General features: G+C 73.1%; 18 protein-coding genes. 8 read left to right on the forward strand and 10 right to left on the reverse strand.

Annotated elements, in window-relative coordinates; translation table 11 throughout:
- Positions 1-84 precede the first annotated feature (84 nt).
- Positions 85-531: an Lrp/AsnC family transcriptional regulator gene (locus tag G9272_RS08270; protein WP_171395933.1), complete on the forward strand. Its 447-nt coding sequence runs from the start codon at positions 85-87 to the stop codon at positions 529-531.
- Here the strand turns inward: G9272_RS08270 and G9272_RS08275 are convergent.
- The 3 genes from G9272_RS08275 to G9272_RS08285 all read right to left on the reverse strand — a co-directional run bounded on the left by G9272_RS08275 (position 492) and on the right by G9272_RS08285 (position 5,510).
- Positions 492-3,515 (reverse strand): AAA family ATPase, encoded by a 3,024-nt coding sequence (locus tag G9272_RS08275; RefSeq protein ID WP_171395934.1) that lies wholly within the window; start codon positions 3,513-3,515, stop codon positions 492-494. The two genes, G9272_RS08270 and G9272_RS08275, sit on opposite strands and share 40 nt — an antisense overlap.
- Positions 3,512-4,675 (reverse strand): exonuclease SbcCD subunit D, encoded by a 1,164-nt coding sequence (locus G9272_RS08280; RefSeq protein ID WP_171395935.1) that lies wholly within the window; start codon positions 4,673-4,675, stop codon positions 3,512-3,514. The genes G9272_RS08275 and G9272_RS08280 overlap by 4 nt, the downstream gene beginning before the upstream one ends.
- A gap of 208 nt (positions 4,676-4,883) precedes the next feature.
- Positions 4,884-5,510 (reverse strand): YigZ family protein, encoded by a 627-nt coding sequence (locus tag G9272_RS08285; protein WP_171395936.1) that lies wholly within the window; start codon positions 5,508-5,510, stop codon positions 4,884-4,886.
- A gap of 121 nt (positions 5,511-5,631) precedes the next feature.
- Between G9272_RS08285 and G9272_RS08290 the strand changes: the two genes are divergently transcribed.
- Positions 5,632-7,599: an APC family permease gene (locus tag G9272_RS08290; RefSeq protein WP_171395937.1), complete on the forward strand. Its 1,968-nt coding sequence runs from the start codon at positions 5,632-5,634 to the stop codon at positions 7,597-7,599.
- On the opposite strand, the gene G9272_RS08295 is transcribed toward G9272_RS08290, so the two are convergent.
- Both G9272_RS08295 and G9272_RS08300 read right to left on the reverse strand, forming a co-directional pair.
- A complete protein-coding gene (locus G9272_RS08295; RefSeq protein ID WP_171395938.1) occupies positions 7,596-8,147 on the reverse strand; it encodes a SixA phosphatase family protein in 552 nt (183 codons plus the stop codon). The two genes, G9272_RS08290 and G9272_RS08295, sit on opposite strands and share 4 nt — an antisense overlap.
- Positions 8,144-8,902: a hypothetical protein gene (locus G9272_RS08300; RefSeq protein ID WP_171395939.1), complete on the reverse strand. Its 759-nt coding sequence runs from the start codon at positions 8,900-8,902 to the stop codon at positions 8,144-8,146. Before G9272_RS08300 ends, G9272_RS08295 begins: the two co-directional genes overlap by 4 nt.
- Positions 8,903-9,014: 112 nt before the next feature.
- Between G9272_RS08300 and G9272_RS08305 the strand changes: the two genes are divergently transcribed.
- Together G9272_RS08305 and G9272_RS08310 are read left to right on the forward strand one after the other, a co-directional pair.
- On the forward strand, positions 9,015-9,422 hold the full coding sequence (locus tag G9272_RS08305; protein ID WP_171395940.1) for a CoA-binding protein: 408 nt from the start codon (positions 9,015-9,017) through the stop codon (positions 9,420-9,422).
- A gap of 50 nt (positions 9,423-9,472) precedes the next feature.
- A complete protein-coding gene (locus G9272_RS08310) occupies positions 9,473-10,681 on the forward strand; it encodes a 4-hydroxybenzoate 3-monooxygenase (protein WP_437184262.1) in 1,209 nt (402 codons plus the stop codon).
- 1 nt (position 10,682) lies between these two features.
- On the opposite strand, the gene G9272_RS08315 is transcribed toward G9272_RS08310, so the two are convergent.
- Positions 10,683-11,042, reverse strand: a complete 360-nt coding sequence (locus G9272_RS08315) for an ArsR/SmtB family transcription factor (protein ID WP_171395942.1) — start codon at positions 11,040-11,042, stop codon at positions 10,683-10,685.
- A gap of 61 nt (positions 11,043-11,103) precedes the next feature.
- Between G9272_RS08315 and G9272_RS08320 the strand changes: the two genes are divergently transcribed.
- The gene (locus G9272_RS08320; protein WP_171395943.1) at positions 11,104-12,210 is read left to right on the forward strand and encodes a cation diffusion facilitator family transporter; all 1,107 of its coding nucleotides are present in this window, start codon (positions 11,104-11,106) and stop codon (positions 12,208-12,210) included.
- A gap of 2 nt (positions 12,211-12,212) precedes the next feature.
- On the opposite strand, the gene G9272_RS08325 is transcribed toward G9272_RS08320, so the two are convergent.
- Both G9272_RS08325 and G9272_RS08330 read right to left on the reverse strand, forming a co-directional pair.
- Positions 12,213-12,770 carry a YbaK/EbsC family protein gene (locus G9272_RS08325; RefSeq protein WP_171395944.1) on the reverse strand — a complete coding sequence of 186 codons (558 nt, stop codon included), beginning with the start codon at positions 12,768-12,770 and terminating at the stop codon, positions 12,213-12,215.
- A gap of 43 nt (positions 12,771-12,813) precedes the next feature.
- Positions 12,814-13,386, reverse strand: a complete 573-nt coding sequence (locus G9272_RS08330) for a helix-turn-helix domain-containing protein (RefSeq protein WP_171395945.1) — start codon at positions 13,384-13,386, stop codon at positions 12,814-12,816.
- 106 nt (positions 13,387-13,492) lie between these two features.
- On the opposite strand from G9272_RS08330, the gene G9272_RS08335 reads away from it, so the two are divergent.
- The gene (locus G9272_RS08335) at positions 13,493-14,350 is read left to right on the forward strand and encodes a DMT family transporter (RefSeq protein ID WP_171395946.1); all 858 of its coding nucleotides are present in this window, start codon (positions 13,493-13,495) and stop codon (positions 14,348-14,350) included.
- Between the two features lies 1 nt (position 14,351).
- On the opposite strand, the gene G9272_RS08340 is transcribed toward G9272_RS08335, so the two are convergent.
- The gene (locus G9272_RS08340) at positions 14,352-15,143 is read right to left on the reverse strand and encodes an acyltransferase (protein WP_171395947.1); all 792 of its coding nucleotides are present in this window, start codon (positions 15,141-15,143) and stop codon (positions 14,352-14,354) included.
- Between the two features lie 76 nt (positions 15,144-15,219).
- On the opposite strand from G9272_RS08340, the gene G9272_RS08345 reads away from it, so the two are divergent.
- Complete coding sequence (locus G9272_RS08345; RefSeq protein WP_171395948.1) at positions 15,220-15,747, forward strand: gamma carbonic anhydrase family protein; 528 nt, start codon at positions 15,220-15,222, stop codon at positions 15,745-15,747.
- An 11-nt stretch (positions 15,748-15,758) separates the two neighbouring features.
- On the opposite strand, the gene G9272_RS08350 is transcribed toward G9272_RS08345, so the two are convergent.
- Positions 15,759-16,412, reverse strand: a complete 654-nt coding sequence (locus tag G9272_RS08350) for a DedA family protein (protein WP_171395949.1) — start codon at positions 16,410-16,412, stop codon at positions 15,759-15,761.
- A gap of 203 nt (positions 16,413-16,615) precedes the next feature.
- On the opposite strand from G9272_RS08350, the gene G9272_RS08355 reads away from it, so the two are divergent.
- On the forward strand, positions 16,616-17,029 hold the full coding sequence (locus tag G9272_RS08355) for a hypothetical protein (protein WP_171395950.1): 414 nt from the start codon (positions 16,616-16,618) through the stop codon (positions 17,027-17,029).
- The last annotated feature ends 5 nt before the right edge of the window (positions 17,030-17,034 follow it).

Genomic DNA, 17,034 nt, shown 5'->3' on the forward strand with positions numbered 1-17,034 from the left:
TACGACCGGTGATCCCTCTCCCTGAAGAGACATTCCCCGGCCTGAACCTTGCCCCGCCGGGGATTCCCCTGCTATCTCTCGCTCATGACCGCGTATTCCCCGGACGCCACCGACTGGCGCATTCTCGAGGTCCTCCAGCGCGAGGGCCGGGCCAGTTTCGCCGAACTGGCACGTGCCGTGGCGATGTCGGCGAGCGCCGTCACCGAGCGGGTGCGGCGGCTGGAGGAGGCGGGCGTCATCCAGGGGTACGCGGCTGTGGTGGACCCCGAGCGGCTGGGGCTGCCGATCCTGGCCTTCGTGCGGCTGCGCTACCCCAACGGCAACTACAAGCCGTTCCACGACCTGGTGGCCGTCACCCCCGAGATCCTCGAGGCACACCATGTGACGGGCGACGACTGCTTCGTGATCAAGGTCACCGCCCGTTCGATGCGGCACCTCGAAGAGGTGTCGGGCAAGATCGGCGCGCTGGGGTCGGTGACGACCAGCGTCGTCTACTCGTCGCCGCTCCCCAGGCGCCCACTGGGCCGGTAGCCCCGCTGCCGCACCACCGACCCCGATCTCCCCTTGACGACCTCGAGCTGGGCGTGGATCCGCCGCCGCAGGTCGGCGACATGGCTGACGATGCCGACGCTGCGGTCGCGTTCGCGCAGCGAGTCGAGGACGTCGAGGACCTCGTCGAGCGTCTGGTCGTCGAGGCTGCCGAACCCCTCGTCGATGAAGAGGGTGTCGAGGCGGACCCCGCCCGCCTCGTCGGTCACGACGTCGGCGAGACCGAGGGCGAGGGCGAGCGAGGCGAAGAAGGTCTCGCCGCCCGACAGCGTGGCCGTGTCCCGCTCCCGCCCGGTCCAGGCGTCGACGACATGCAGTCCGAGCCCGCTGCGGCCGCGCCCGGCCCGGTCGTCGGAGTGCACGAGGGTGTAACGCCCCGAGGACATGCGCTGGAGACGGACGGTCGCGGCGGCGGCCACCTGCTCCAGGCGGGCGGCCAGGACGTACGCCTCCAGGCGCATCTTGCGCTCGTTGTCGGCGGAGGTGCCGGCGGTGAGACCGGCCAGGCGGGCCACCCGGTCGTACTCCTCGCGCAGCGGCCCGAGCCGGCGTACGCCGTCGCTCGCGCGCGCCGAGAGCTGATCGAGCTCGGCACAGCGGCGGGCGGCGGCGTCCTGGGCGGAAGCGGCCGTGCGCAGCCGCTCGGCCGCGGCGGCCGCCGACTGTTCCGCGGCCGCGAGGTCGGCGGGCGGCTGCTGGGCCGCCGCCACGGTGTCGGGTTCGGCGAGGACGGCCCGTACGGCGGCCTCCTCGGTCTGCCGGGCGTCGAGCCGCCGCTGGAGCTCACGGTGGGCGGTGTCGTCGAGGAGGGCGTCGGCGGCGGCCCGCGGGGTGTCGAAGCCGGCCCGGAACGCGGCTTCGTCGAGACGGCCGTCGGCTGCCTTGAGACGCTCGGCGCTCCCCTCGGCGACGCGGGCGGTGTCGGCCGCGTCGGTGAGCCGCGCCGCCAGCCCCTCCAGTTCGGCGGCCCGCGCTGCGACGCTCTCCGCGGACCCCCGGGCCAGCGTCAACTCCTCCTCCAGGTCGGCCCGTTCGCGCTCCAGGCGCTCCCGGTGGCCCACCCGGGACGCGGTCCGCACCGCGGCCTCGCGCTGCGCCGCCGTACGGCGCTCGTGCTCCTGCTCGGCCTGGCGCAGCTCCTCACGCGCGGGGTGCAGCGCGGAGGCTTCCCGGCGCGCCTGCGCGTAGCCCTCCTCCCCCTCCTGGGCTTCGGCGGCGAGCCGGTCCGTCGGGGTGTCGCCGGCCTCGGCGGTGGCGGCGGCGAGCGCCTCTCGTACGAGGCCCAGCTCGCGTTCGTCCTGGGCGTGCCGTTCCTCCGCGCGCCGGGAGGCGGTGAGCGCCCGTTCCTCGGTCTCGCGGTCGACGTGTCCCGCGATCCTGCGGGCGGGCGCGGGGTGCTCGGTGGCGCCGCAGACGGCGCACGGTGTCCCGTCGGCGAGGGTGGCGGCCAGTTCGGCGGCGATGCCGTTCAGGCGCTGTTCCTTGAGGTCGAGCCAGTGTGCGCGGGCCGTCTGTGCCTGCTCGCCGGAGGCGAGGGCCCTGTGCTGGGCAGCCTCCAGGTCGCGGGCCAGCTCGTCGCGCAGCCGGGCCGCCTTCAGGCGCCGTTGCATGGGCTCGCGCCGGCCGTCGAGCTGTTCGGCGCGGGCCGCGGCCTCCTGGGCGGCCTCGATGCGGGCCTGGAGACCCGCGCGGACGGCGTCCCAGTCCGCGAGCCAGGCCTCGGTCTCCGTCAGGACGTCCTCGTCGTCGCGCTCCCGCCGGTCCAGGTCGGCCCGCTCGGCCACGAGACCGGCCAGCCGTCGCTCGCCCCGGCGGGCCGACTCCAGCCCGCCCAGCTCCTCGGCGGCCCGGCGGGCGGCGGCGGCGAGCCCGGCGGCTCCGGCGTCCGCGAACCGCCGCGGAAGCAGGTCCCGCGCGCGTGCCGCCCGCGCGGACGCCCCGGTGTGCTCGATGTCGGCGGCCTCGCGCAGTTCCAGCACCGGCGCCACCGACTCGGCCTTCCGCGCCCGCTCCATCCGCGCCTGCGCTTCCCGATGGTCGCCCGCCCGCTCCTCCAGCACGGCGGCCCGCTCGCGCGCGTCGGCGAACCGCCGCTGGAGCCGCGCCCGTTCGCGTACGTCCTCCAGGGCACGCTCGGCGGCGGCCTGCGCGGACTCGGCGGCGAGGCGGCCGCAGTGGGCGGTCGTCAGCAGCTCACGGGAGGTGCTGCGAGCGACGGCGGCCGCGGCCAGCACCGCCTCGGCGAGCCCCGGGTCTCCCGGGGCGAACTCGGGCAGCTCCATGGCGTCCCCGGCGACCTGCTGCATCCGGTGCGCGTCGGCGAGCAGGGCGGAGTCGCCCTCACGCACGCGTGCCTCGGTGGTGCGGCGGCGCTCGACGAGCCGCTTCTCGACCTCGGCGAACCGCCGGGTGTCGAAGAGGCGGCCCAGCAGCCGGCCGCGCGCCTCGGCGTCGGCCCGCAGGAAACGGGCGAAGTCGCCCTGGGGCAGCAGCACGACCTGGCAGAACTGCTCGCGGCTCATGCCGAGCAGCTGGGTGATCTCCTCGCCGATCTCCTGGTGGGAGCGACTGAGGTCCTTCCAGGCGCCGGCGACCGCGTCGTACTCGCGCAGCCAACTCTGCGCCTTCTCGACCGTCGTGCCCGTGCCGCGCTTCTTGGGCCGCTCCCAGGGGGGCTGCCGGGTGACCTCGAGGCGGCGTCCCGCGACGGTGAGTTCGAGGGTGACCTCGGTGCGGGCGCCGGGCGCCGCGTGGTCGCTGCGCAGGGTCAGGCCCTGGCCGCTCTGCCGGGCGCCCGGCACGGAGCCGTACAGCGCGTAGCAGACGGCGTCCAGGACGGAGGTCTTGCCGGCGCCCGTCGGCCCGTGCAGCAGGAAGATTCCGGCGGCGGAGAGCTCGTCGAAGTCGACACTCTGAGGGTCGCCGAAGGGGCCGAAGGCCGTCAGGTCGAGCCGGTGCAGCCTCACCGCGCCACCTCCCGTACCGCGTCGTCCGCGCGCACCGCGTCGAAGGCGTCCCGCAGCACGCCCTGCTCGCGTGCGTCGGGGCCCGCCCCGCGCACATGGGCCACGAAGTCCTCGGCGATCTCCTGGTCGCTGCGGTCGGCGAGGCGCCGGGCGTACGACACGTCGGGGTCGTCGGGTGCGCGCTCGGGGGCGAAGACGAGGCTGAGCGTGTGCGGGAAGCGCTGGGTGAGCCGGGCCATGGGGTCGGCCGGGCGGGCGGCGTCGGTGAGCGTCGCCTCGACCCACGCCTCCTCGTGACGGGTGAGGGCGGGGTCGGCGAGCAGCTCCTCCAGGGGGCCGCGGACCCGGGCCAGCGCGCGCGGCACCGGGCAGTCGATCCGCTCGGCGTCGAGCTCCCCGTCGGCGCCGAGGTCGACGAGCCACATGGTCTTGCGGTGCTCGCTCTCCGAGAAGGAGTACGGCAGCGGGGAGCCCGAGTAGCGCACGCGCTCGGTGATGGCCTGGCAGCCGTGCAGGTGCCCCAGTGCGGTGTAGTCGACGCCGTCGAAGACCCCGGCGGGCACCGAGGCGACCCCGCCTACGGTGATGTCCCGCTCGCTCTCGCTGGGCTCACCGCCGGTGACGAAGGCATGGGCGAGGACGACGGAACGCGTCCCGCGCGCGCGTGCGGCGAGGTCGGCGCGGACCCGGTCCATCGCGGCGGCCAGCACGGTCTCATGGCCGGCCTTCTCCACGCCGAACTCGTCCTTGACCAGGGCGGGTTCGAGATAGGGCAGACCGTAGAACGCCACGTCCCCGTGGGCGTCGGCGAGCACCACGGGCGTCCCGGCGGCGGCCGGGTCGGTGCGCAGATGGATACCGGCCCGCCCGATCAGCCCGGCTCCGACCCCGAGCCGGCGGGCCGAGTCGTGGTTCCCGGAGATCATCACCGTGGGCACTCCGAGGCCGGCGAGCCGGTGCAGGGCGTCGTCGAACAGTTCGACCGCGGCGAGCGGGGGCACCGCGCGGTCGTACACGTCTCCCGACACGACCACCGCGTCGACCTCGCGCTCACGCACGGTCGCGACGAGGTGACCGATGAACTCGGCCTGGGCGCCGAGCATGTTCACCCGGTGGAACGCCCGGCCGAGATGCCAGTCGGAAGTGTGCAGGAGCCTCATGATCCCCGAGACTAACGGCCGGGTCTGACATCACGGGCGGTTACTCCCGTATCGCACCGTCATACCGACCGACATAAAGGGTTGTTACGGACATTTCGCCCGCACGTTCGCTCAACGCTTCACGAGTCGCCGCTTCACGAGTCGCCGCTTCACGAGTCGCCGCGTCACGAGTCGCCGCGTCATGTGCCGCGCGTCAGACCCCGGGGCGTCACGCGTCCCCGTAGGCCTCCCCGCCCAGCTCGAACCCCGCCGTCCCCGCCGTGGCGTCCGCGAGCCAGGCGCGGAAGGCGTCCACGTCGGCGTCCGGCAGGCCGATCTCGATGGTGACCTCCTCGCCGTAGCGGACGTCCCGTACCGCGCGTCCCGTCGAGTGCAGGTCGTTCTGGACCTTGCCGGCGCGCTGGTGGTCCACGGTCACCGTGGCCAGCCGGAAGCGGCGGCGGGTGAGGGTGCCGAGGGTGTCGAGGGCCTCGCCGACCGCGCCGCCGTAGGCCCGGATGAGACCGCCCGCGCCGAGCTTGACCCCGCCGTAGTAGCGGGTGACGACGGCGACGACGTACCGCATGTCGCGGCGCAGCAGCATCTGGAGCATCGGGACGCCCGCCGTGCCGCCGGGTTCACCGTCGTCGCTCGCCTTCTGGACGGAGGCGTCGGCGCCGATGACGTACGCCCAACAGTTGTGGGTGGCGTCGGCGTGCTCCTTGCGGACGGACGCGATGAAGTCCTGGGCCTCCTGCTCGGTGGCCGCCGGGGCGAGGGCGCACAGGAAGCGGGAGCGGTTGACCTCGGTCTCGTGCACGCCCGCGTGGGCGACCGTCCGGTACTCGTCCTGCATCCGGCCAGCCTATGCGGTGATCGCTGAGTCGCCGTCGCCGGAGGGGCGGGCGACGATGTGCGGGATGACCAAGGGTGGTGACCGTGGAACGTGGCCCGACCGATCGCAGGGAGCGCGCAGCATGACCGGCACCCGGGTGAAGGGCAGCAACGCGGGTCCGCCGTCCTCCCGGTGGCGGACCTGGCTCCTGGAGGGGCTCAGCGAGCAGACCGCCCGCCATCCGGGCCCGCACGCCGCCCCGCAGCCGGAGCAGAAGGGCCACCGCTGGTGGCGCGTGATGTGCCTGACCGGTGTCGACTACTTCTCCACGCTCGGCTACCAGCCGGGCATCGCCGCCCTCGCGGCCGGTCTGCTGTCCCCGCTCGCGACGCTCGTGCTGATCGTGCTGACGCTGCTCGGCGCGCTGCCGGTGTACCGCCGGGTGGCGCACGAGAGCCCGCACGGCGAGGGCTCGATCGCCATGCTGGAGCGACTGCTGCCGTGGTGGTCGGGGAAGATCCTGGTGCTGGTGCTGCTGGGGTTCGCGGCCACCGACTTCATGATCACGATCACCCTGTCGTCCGCGGACGCCGCCGCGCACGTCGTGGAGAACCCGTTCGCCCCGCACTGGATGGCCGACGGCAACGAGTGGATCACGCTGCTGCTGGTCGGCGCGCTGGGCGCGGTGTTCCTCAGGGGCTTCCGCGAGGCCATCGACATCGCGGTGCCGATGGTGGCTTCCTATCTCGCGCTCAATCTCGTGGTGCTCGGCGCCTCCGCCTGGGAGATCCTCACGCACCCCGTGCGGATCGGCGACTGGACCGATGCCATGACCGCCGAGCACTCCTCACCGTGGGCCATGGTCGGCGTGGCCGTGCTGGTCTTCCCGAAGCTGGCGCTCGGCATGTCCGGCTTCGAGACCGGAGTGGCGGTGATGCCGCAGGTCAAGGGTGATCCGACGGACACCTACGCGAAGCCGAGGGGGCGGGTGCGGGACACCCGCAAGCTGCTCACCACGGCCGCGCTGATCATGAGCTGCTTCCTGCTGCTGTCCAGTCTGGCGACGACGATCCTCATCCCGCAGGACGACTTCGAGAGCGGCGGCCCGGCGAACGGCCGGGCGCTGGCCTACCTCGCGCACGAGCACCTGGGCGAGGCCTTCGGCACGGTCTACGACATCTCCACGATCGCCATCCTGTGGTTCGCGGGCGCCTCCGCGCTGGCCGGTCTGCTGAACCTCGTCCCTCGCTATCTGCCCCGCTACGGCATGGCGCCCGAATGGACGCGCGCGGTACGCCCCCTGGTGCTGGTGTTCATGGCGGCCGCCGTCCTCATCACCCTGTGGTTCAACGCGAACGTCGACGACCAGAGCGGCGCCTACGCCACCGGAGTGCTGGTGCTGATGCTGTCGGCGGCGTTCGCGTCGACCGTGGCCGTGCACCGGCAGGGTCGCCGCCGGGCCGCGCTCGGTTTCGGCGCGATCACTGCCGTGTTCGCCTACACGCTCGTCGCGAACGTCATCGAGCGACCGGACGGCATCAGGATCGCGGCGATCTTCATCTTCGCCATCCTGGTCACGTCGTTCGCCTCCCGGTTGCGCCGCGCCTTCGAACTGCGCGTCGCCGAGATCACCTTCGACGAGGTGGCGGCCCGGTTCGTGGACCGGGCCGCGCGGCACGGCCCCCTCCAGCTCATCGCCCATGAGCCGCGGGAACACAGCACGCGCGCGTACCGCTCCAAGGAGTGGGAGCAGCGCGAGCACACCCCGATCCCCGGCGGCGGTCCGGTGCTCTTCCTGGAGGTGTTCGTGCGGGACTCCTCCGACTTCACGGCGGACGTCACCGTGCGCGGCGACGAGAAACACGGGGTCCGCCGGCTGCGCGTCTCCGGTCCCACGGTGCCCAATGCCATCGCCGCGGTCCTGCTGGAGCTGCGCGACCGCACCGGTCAGGTGCCGCACGCGTACTTCAGCTGGACCGAGGGCAACCCGGTCGGCCAGCTGATCCGGTTCCTCGTCTTCGGCGACGGCGAGGTCGCCCCGGTCACCCGCGAGGTGCTGCGCCGCGCGGAGCCCGATCCCGGGCGGCGGCCGCGCGTGCACGTCGGCTAGCCCTCCTGCGGCTTGCCGCCTCTCGGCACGGTCATCGACGTCAGCAGGGCCGTGCCCGGGGTCAGGGACCGCCAGCCGGGCCCGTACCAGGTCAGGACGGCGATCGCCGACGTCGGGAACTTCAGCCGCACCTCGTCCAGGGCGTCGGCAGGGCCGTCCCCGGCCAGGTCGAGGACCAGTTCCTCCAGGCCGGGGTTGTGCCCGACCAGCAGCAGTGTCCCGACCTCGGCGGGTGTCTCGTGGACGACCTCCAGGAGCTCGTGGACGTCGGCCCCGTAGAGCCGCGGGTCGAAGCGCACCGGGGCCGGGGTGTGCCACTCGGCGGCTGCCAGCTCCCAGGTCCCGCGGGCGCGGGCGGCGGTGGAGCACAGGGCGAGGTCCGGGACGCAGCCGGCCTCGGCGAGCGCGCGGCCCGCGGCCGGCGCGTCCCGTAGGCCGCGCGGGGCGAGCGGCCGCTCGTGGTCGGGGACGCCGTCCGGCCACGCCGACTTGGCGTGCCGCAGCACCACCAGCCGGCGCGGCGGTGTCCCCCCGCCGGGCCCGTTCACGCCGGGGCTCCGACGTCGCGGGTCAGTTCGAGGCCGAGGAGACGGTCGGCGTAGGCGTAGCTCTCGAAGCGGGCGCCGTCCGGCAGCTCGGGCCCGGCGTCCTCCACCCACCGCAGCACCCGCAGCACCTCGGGCAGGTCCAGGTCGTCCTCCCAGGCGGCGCGCAGCCGTCCGCGCACCTCGTCGGGAACCGGCCGCGAGGGCCGCCCTGCCCACCCGGCGACGGCTCGCCGCCAGCCTACGAGGCTGTGGCGGGCCTCGCCCAGCACGTCCGCGTCGAGCCGCAGAGGCTCGGTGCGGGGCCGGGAGAGAAGGGCGAGCCGCAGAACGGCGGGGTCGGTGTCCGCTCCCCCGAAGACCCGGCCCGACCCCGGTCCCCCGGGCACCGCGCCCTCCGCCGGCGCGACGGCGACGCATACCCCGTCGGGGGTTTGGCCGCCCTCCTCCACCACGTGCAGGATCTGCGCCTCGCCGACTCCGGCGCCCGCGCCGAGGTCGCGGCCGCCCTCGAAGGGGTGCATGCCGAGGGCGGTGGCGCCCGCCCGGAGTTCCGCCTGATCGCGTTCGCCGGACAGCAGCGCCCACACGGGCGTTCCGCCGAGTTCCAGCGCGCGGACGAGCAGATCGGCCACGAGGAGGATCCGGAGCGATCCGGCCCCGTACCCCGAGGCATGCGCCTCCACCCGGGTCAGGCCACGGCGGACGGGGGCGGCGACGACGGGTTCGCCGGTTCGGGTGTCGATGATGCTCAGCACGAGGCGAGCCTAGGCGGGCGGGCGCGACTTCGCAGGCAGGGGCCGGAATCAAGGCCCGGCGCGAGCTGTTGTAGGCGAGGACTGTTCCTTTCCGATCCCCAGGAGGCCGCCGGTGCACGGCGACGAGGCAACGATCCGCAAGATCCTCACCGGGCTCGGCGACACCTGGGCCGTCGTGGGCCTGTCGACGAACCGCGGGCGGGCGGCCTATGGAGTCGCCGAGGTGCTCCAGCGCTTCGGCAAGCGGGTCGTACCCGTCCACCCGAAGGCGGAGACGGTGCACGGGGAGCAGGGGTACGCCTCCCTCGCGGACATCCCCTTCGAGGTGGACGTCGTCGATGTCTTCGTCAACGGCGAACTCGCGGGTGCCGTCGCGGACGAGGCGGTCGCCAAGGGTGCGAAGGCGGTGTGGTTCCAGCTCGGCGTCGTCGACGAGGCGGCCTACGACCGTACCCGGGCCGCGGGCCTGGAGATGGTCATGGACCGCTGCCCGGCGATCGAGATCCCCCGGCTGGGCTGACCGGCCGGTGTCCTCCCGGCCGTGTCGGAGGGCCCGCCCATAATGTGCGGGTGACCACCAACTCCCCTTCCCCCCACCACACTCCCGTCGTCGTCGTGGGCGCGGGCCCCGCGGGTCTCACCGTCGGCAACATCCTGCGGGCCGCGTCCGTCGACTGCGTCGTACTGGAGACGGAGAGCCGTGAGTTCATCGAACGGCGGCCGCGCGCCGGAGTCATCGAGGAGTGGGCCGTCCACGGACTGCGGCAACGGGGCCTGGCGCAGAACCTGTTGGCGCGGGCCGAGCAGCACTCCGCGTGCGAGTTCCGCTTCGGCGGCGAGCGCTACCGCTTCTCCTACACCGAGCTGACAGGCCGTCACCACTGGGTGTATCCCCAGCCGTTGCTGGTGACGGATCTCGTCCACGCGTACGTCGACGTACGCGGCGGCGACGCCCGTTTCTCGGTGCGCGACGTCGAGCTGCACGACCTCGACACGGCCTGCCCCTCGGTGTCGTACACCTGCCCCGACACCGCTGAACGGCAGGTGCTGACCTGCGACTTCGTGGTCGGCGCCGACGGGGCGCGGGGGGTCAGCCGGGCCGTGCTGGTGCCGGAGCAGGCCCGGATCGCGCGGCACGACTACGGCATAGGCTGGCTGGCGCTGCTCGCCGAGGCGCCGCCGTCCTCCGACTGCGTCCTGTTCGGTGTCCATCCGAACGGGTTCGCCGGGCACATGGCCCGCAGTCCCGAGGTGACCCGGTACTACCTCCAGTGCCCGCCCGGCGACGACCCGGAGAACTGGTCCCACGACCGGGTCTGGTCCGAGCTGCACCAGCGGCTCGAAGGCGCGGGGGCCCCGCCGCTCACCGAGGGGCGGCTGATCGAGAAGCGCGTCCTCGACATGCACGACTACGTGGTCGAGCCGATGACGTACGGGCGGCTCTTCCTGGCCGGGGACTCGGCCCACCTCGTCGCGCCCATCGCCGCGAAGGGCATGAACCTCGCCCTGCACGACGCGTTCCTGCTGGGCGACGCGCTGGTCGCCTACCTCGACGGCGGTGACGGCGACGGCCTGGACGAGTACTCGCAGGCGTGTCTGCGCCGGGTGTGGGACTACCAGGAGTTCTCGCAGTGGCTGTCCGAGGTCTACCACGGGACCGCGGCCGGCGACCCGTTCCGCGCGGGCACGACGTTCGCCCGGCTGCGCCGTCTGTTCACGTCTCCCGCCGCCGCTGCCGCCTTCGCGGAGCAGTACCTGGGAACGGCCGAGCACTACTGAGTCAGTCGTGCAGCGGCTCGTCCCCGAGCCGGTGGTCCGCCACGTTCAGCGCCTCGTCCACCAGGCGGCGCAGATGGCCGTCGGAGAGCGAGTAGACCACCCGGCGGCCCTCCTTGCGGGTGCTCACGAGCCCGGCCAGCCGCAGCCGCGCCAGATGCTGGCTGACCGCCGGCCGGGCCGCTCCGACGCCCTCCGTCAGCGTCGTCACATCGGCCTCGCCGGCGGTCAGCGCGTGCAGCAGGGCGAGCCGGGTGCGGTCGCCGAGCAGGGCGAGAAGCTCGGCGGCGAGGGCGAACTGCTCCTCGCCGGGTGTGCGCGGATGCGCATGGTGTGCAGGTGACAGGTGCATGCGTGCGCTCATACGCACATAATGGCGGTGTGGGCGGACGCGCGTCCACCTCGGCGCACCGGAAGGAATCGACGTGAGCGAGCGGCACGACCACGAGCACGGACACCGGCACGACCGCGGGCACCATCACGACCACGCCCACGAGCACCCGCACCACCACTCCTCACCCGCCTCCCCTTCTCCCTCTTCCTCCCCGGGCCTGCGCCACCGAGTCGCCCACCTCCTCACCCCGCACTCGCACGAGAGTGCCGACAAACTGGACCCGGCACTGGAGTCCTCGGCCCGGGGCATGCGCGCGCTGTGGGTCTCGTTGGCGGTTCTGGGTGTGACGGCCGTCGCGCAGGCGGTCGTGGTCGCGCTGTCCGGGTCGGTGGCACTGCTCGGCGACACGGTGCACAACACGGCGGACGCACTGACGGCCGTACCCCTGGGCATCGCCTTCGTACTGGGCCGGCGGGCGGCCACCCGGCGCTTCACCTACGGCTACGGGCGGGCGGAGGACCTGGCGGGCATCGCGATCGTGCTGACGATCGCCGCGTCGGCGGCCTTCGCGGGGTGGACGGCGGTCGAGCGGCTGATGAACCCGCGCCCCGTCGAGCAGGTCGGCGCGGTCGCCGTGGCCGCGCTGGCCGGCTTCGCGGGCAACGAGTGGGTCGCGCGGTACCGCATCCGGGTCGGCCGCTCGATCGGCTCGGCGGCGCTGGTCGCGGACGGGCTGCACGCCCGCACGGACGGGTTCACCTCGCTGGCGGTGCTGCTGGGCGCGGGCGGCTCGGCGCTGGGGTGGCAACTCGCGGACCCGGTCGTGGGGTTGGCGATCACGGCGGCGATCGCGCTGGTGCTACGGGACGCGGCGCGTGAGGTGTTCCGCCGGGTGATGGACGCCGTCGACCCGGCGCTGGTCGACCGGGCCGAGCACGCGCTACGAAAGGTCGAAGGGGTCCGGGCGGTCGGCGAGTTGCGGCTGCGCTGGATCGGGCACCGGCTGCGGGCCGAGGTGGCGGTCGTCGTGGACGGCGAGGCGACGGTACGCCAGGCCCACGCGATCGCCGTGGCGGCCGAACACGCCCTGCTGCACGCCGTACCGCGACTGACGGCCGCGCTGGTCCACGCGGATCCGGCGCCGGTGCCGGGCGAGGACGACCCGCATCTGGCCCTCGCCCATCACTCGGCGGCCTGAGCTCAGGCCACACCGAGCCCCTCCAGCACCACCGCGCCCGGCAGTTCGGCGAACGCCTTGCCCGGCACCAGCAGCTTTCCGCGCCGACGGCCGCTGCCCACCAGGACGTACGGCAGGTCGACGACGGCGGAGTCCACCAACACCGGCCAGTCGGCGGGGAGTCCGATCGGCGTGATGCCGCCGTACTCCATGCCGGTCTCCCCCACCGCCGTGTCCATCGCCGCGAACGAGGCCTTACGGGCGCCGAGTTGACGGCGCACGACCCCGTTGACGTCGACCCGGGTGGTGGACAGCACGACGCACGCGGCGAGGGTCGTCTCGCCACCCCGCTTGCCGGCGACCACCACACAGTTGGCGGACTGCTCCAGCAGCTCCCGGCCGTAGTGCTCCACGAAGACGGCCGTGTCGGCCCACTGCGGGTCGGTGTCGACGTGGACGAACCGGTCGGCGGGCACGCTGCCGCTCCAGCGGCGTACGGCGTCGGCGACCGGGCCGACCAGCTCGTCGAGGCAGTCGGGGGCGGGCGTGGCGGTGTCGAAGTGTCCGATGGGTGCGCGCATGACCGCACGCTAACAAGAGCCGCCCGCCCGCAGGCACGACGTCTCACTGCACGGGCGGCACCGAGACGGCCATCACCATCTCCATCGGGACCGCGCCCCGGTTGCCGTAGACGTGCGGGACGTTGGCCTCGAACGAAGCACTCGCGCCGGTCGGGACGCGGTGCTCCTCGCCGTCCACGGTGAGCGTGAGTTCGCCCGCGGTGACATGGACGAGCTCGACGGTGCCGAGGGGGTGGGGTTCGGAGGGGCTGCTCTCCCCCGGCATCAGCAGCCAGTCCCACATCTCCAGCGGTCCGGGCGCCTCCGTGCCGGCGAGCAGCCTGTTGTAGCTGCCGGCGTCGGTGTGCCACAGCCGTACCGCCTGATCGGCCGGGACGATACGCACCTTCGCGCCTCGCTCGTAGTCGAGGAGGGTGGTGACGCTGATGCCGAGCGCGTCACCGATCTTGACGACCGTGCCGATGCTCGGATTGGTGCGGGCCTGTTCGATCTGGATGAGCATCCCGCGGCTGACACCGGCCCGTGCGGCGAGCACGTCCAGGGTGAAGCCGCGCACCGCGCGCCAGTGCTTGACGTTGCGCGCCAGGGACTGGGTCAGGAGTTCGAGGTCCGACACGTTCCGTCCACTTCGGGAGTCCAATATTCTGGATGCCAGGATTCACTTCCCTGTACTACGGTGGGGTGCACCTGATCGTGCACCGAACTGTACTGCGAGGGACCCCGTGACAGCACTTTTCGCCCTGGCCACCAGCCTCCTGTGGGGCCTGGCCGATTTCGGCGGCGGGCTGCTGACGCGCCGGGCCCCGGCGCTCACCGTGGTCGTGGTCTCGCAGTCGATCGCGGCCGCCGTCCTCGGGGCGATCGTGGTCGCCACCGGGGGCTGGAGCGAGGCCGGTCCCCGCCTGTGGTTCGCGGTCGCGGCCGGGCTGGTGGGCCCGGTCGCCCTGTTCTCCTTCTACAAGGCGCTGGCGCTCGGGCCCATGGGAGTCGTCTCCCCCCTGGCCACCCTCAGCGTGGCCGTGCCGGTCTCCGTCGGGCTGGTCCTCGGCGAGCGGCCGGGACTCGTCCAGGTGGCGGGCATCGCGGTCGGGGTGATCGGGGTCGTCCTGGCGGGCGGCCCGCAGCTGAGGGGCGCCCCGGTGCAGCGGCAGGCCGTCCTGCTCACGCTGGTCGCGGCGCTCGGCTTCGGCACGGTGTTCGTCCTGATCACCGAGGCGTCCACGACCGTCACCGGACTGTTCCTCGCCCTGTTCGTGCAGCGCGTGACCAATGTGGCCACCGGCGGCGCGGCGCTGTACCTGGCCGTCCGGCGCGGCGCGGCCGCGCTTCCCGAGGGCGGTCTCGCCCGGTCCTCGCTGCCGGCGTACGGGTTCGTCGGGCTGGCCGACGTCGCCGCGAACGGGACCTACGCCGTCGCCGCCCAGCACGGCCCGGTCACGGTGGCCGCGGTGCTCGCCTCGCTCTACCCCGTGGTGACCGCCCTCGCCGCGCGCGGCTTCCTGCGGGAGCGGCTGCGCGCGGTCCAGGCGGCGGGCGCGGGCCTTGCCCTGGTGGGCACACTGCTGCTGGCGACCGGGTGACCTAGGGTTCCGGCCGGGCCAACGCGGCCGCCGTCTCCTCGTCCAGTTCCGACAGCGCGACCAGCTGGTCCGAGGTGACCCCGTCCGGGATCGGCACCGGCGCCGGGGTGCGCAGCGGCGGCTGCCAGCCCTCGGCGGGCGTCCAGCGCCGTACGACCTTGGCGGGCGCCCCCGCGACGACGCTGTGGTCGGGCACCGTGCCGCGCACCACCGCACCGGCCGCGACGACGACGTTCCGTCCGATCCGCGCGCCCGGCAGGATCACGGCCCCCGTGCCGATCCAGCACCCCGGGCCGATCTCCACGGGCTCCATGCGGGGCCACTGCTTGCCGATGGGCTCGTGCGGATCGTCGTAGGAGTGGTTCGTGGACGTGACGTAGACATACGGACCGAAGTAGCAGTCGCTGCCGATGGTGACCGTGGTGTCGGCGATGACATGGCTGCCCCGGCCGAGCACCACGCCGTCGCCGAGACGCAGGATCGGGTCGGGGCCGAGATCCAGGTCGGGCATCAGACCGGCGGTCAGGGTGACCTGTTCACCGACGATGCAGTGCGCGCCGAGGTGGATCCAGGGCTCCCCGAAGACCGTGCCGAGCGGGAAGGCGAGCCGGGTGGCCGGGCCGATCGAGCCGAAGCGGAAACGTCCGGGGTGCTCTGCCGTGACGGAGCCCGTGCGCTGCACCCACGCCCAGCCCGAGTGGACGGCGCGCTGCACCAGTCGGCGCCGCCATGACGAGAACGTGTTCCAGGGCTTCGGCACCCGCTCACCGTACTCAGCGCGCGGTGCGGCCATACGCCCACAGCCCTGTGATCTTCGCCCCACCGGGTGGCGTACCGTGCGGTGGGACGACCGACACGAGGAGACGGTGATGACGCACAAGGCGCTGATCGTGGGCATCGGCGGCAGGGAACCGAAGATCGACGCCGAGGCGTTCGTGGCGCCGACGGCCTCGGTGATCGGGGACGTGACGCTGGAGGCGGGCGCGAGCGTCTGGTACGGGGCCGTCGTGCGGGGCGACGTGGAGCGGATCACCGTCCGGGCGAGCGCCAACATCCAGGACAACGTGACGCTGCACGCCGACCCCGGCTTCCCCGTGACGATCGGCGAGCGGGTGTCCGTCGGCCACAACGCCGTGGTGCACGGGGCGACGGTCGGGGACGACTGCCTCATCGGGATGGGGGCGACCGTGCTCAACGGGGCGGTGATCGGGGCGGGTTCGCTGGTCGCCGCGCAGGCGCTCGTGCCCCAGGGGATGGAGGTCCCGCCGGGATCGCTGGTCGCGGGGGTACCGGCCAAGGTCAGGCGGGAGTTGACCGAGGAGGAGCGGCAGGGTGTGACCCTGAACGGCACGCTGTACGCGGACCTGGCCAAGGCCCACGGGAAGGTGCACGAGTAGGGCGGCCCCGCCTACTCGGCGGCGGCGGGCACGGTCTCCGCTTCGGCCTCTCCTGAAGCGCTCTGCATCTTCTTCGCCTTGCGCTTGAGGATCAGCATCGACGTCAGGCCGATCAGCACCGCGAGCACCAGGCCCAGGTACGAGAACTTCTTCAGCCAGGACTCCGCCACGACACCCACGTAGTAGATGACCGCCGTCGTGCCGCCCGCCCAGACGATGCCGCCGAGGACGTTGGCGACGAGGAACTTCCAGTACGGCATGTGCAGCACGCCCGCGAGCGGGCCGGCGAAGATACGCAGCAGGGCGACGAAACGGCCGAAGAAGACGGCCCACATGCCCCACTTCTCGAAGGACCGCTCGGCGGTGGCGATATGCCCCTCGCCGAAGTGCCTGGGGAACTTCCCGCCGAGCCAGGCGAGCAGTGGACGTCCGCCCTTGCGGCCGATGGCGTAGCCGATGGAGTCGCCGATCACGGCGCCCGCGGTGGCGCACGCGCCGAGGACGACGGGGTTGATACCGCCGTGCTGGGACGACAGCAGCGCGGCCGAGACCAGGACGATCTCACCCGGCAGCGGGATGCCGAGGCTCTCGAGTCCGATGACCAGCCCGACCAGGGCGTAGACGGCGGCCGCGGGCACCGTGTCGAGCCATTCCTGCACGTGCACCGCGGGTTCCTCCCGTTTGACGTCCCTGGGCAGCCTTGCCTCTTCGGGAAGCCTACCGGGTCGGCCGGACCCGGCCCGTCGCGTGGTGTAGCCCGCTACACCACGGATCCGGGGGTGGGGTCCCTCGTGACGACGGCGCCGCCACGTGATCGTGGTGGAGGAAGAAGACACCGTGCCCCCAACGTTCCTGAAGGGACCCCGCCATGGCCGTGAACCGCCGACGCGGACGCCGTACTGCCGTCATCGCCACCGCCGCGGCAGCCTTCGTGCTGACCGCCGGCCTGCTCACCGGCTGCGAGTTCGACGACTCCGTCGACTGCCTCTCGAACGCCGACGACATCACGGACAGCATCACGGCGATCAACAAGGCCGGAGCCGAGGCCATCGAGGATCCGACGAGGACGGAGGACTCCATCGACACCATCGAGAAGAACCTGGACAAGATCAACGACAAGTCGGACGACAGCTCGTCCGACGACAGCAAGGTCGACAAGGCGGTCGACAACCTCCAGCAGGCCGTCGAGGACTACAACCAGGACATCCTCGACGGCGACCGGCCCGACTCCGCCGAGATCGACAAGGCGGCCTCGGAGTTGAGGGACGTCTGCACCTCGTAGCCGGT

This window comes from Streptomyces asoensis (genome assembly GCF_013085465.1).
Classification (GTDB): Bacteria; Actinomycetota; Actinomycetes; order Streptomycetales; family Streptomycetaceae; genus Streptomyces; species Streptomyces cacaoi_A.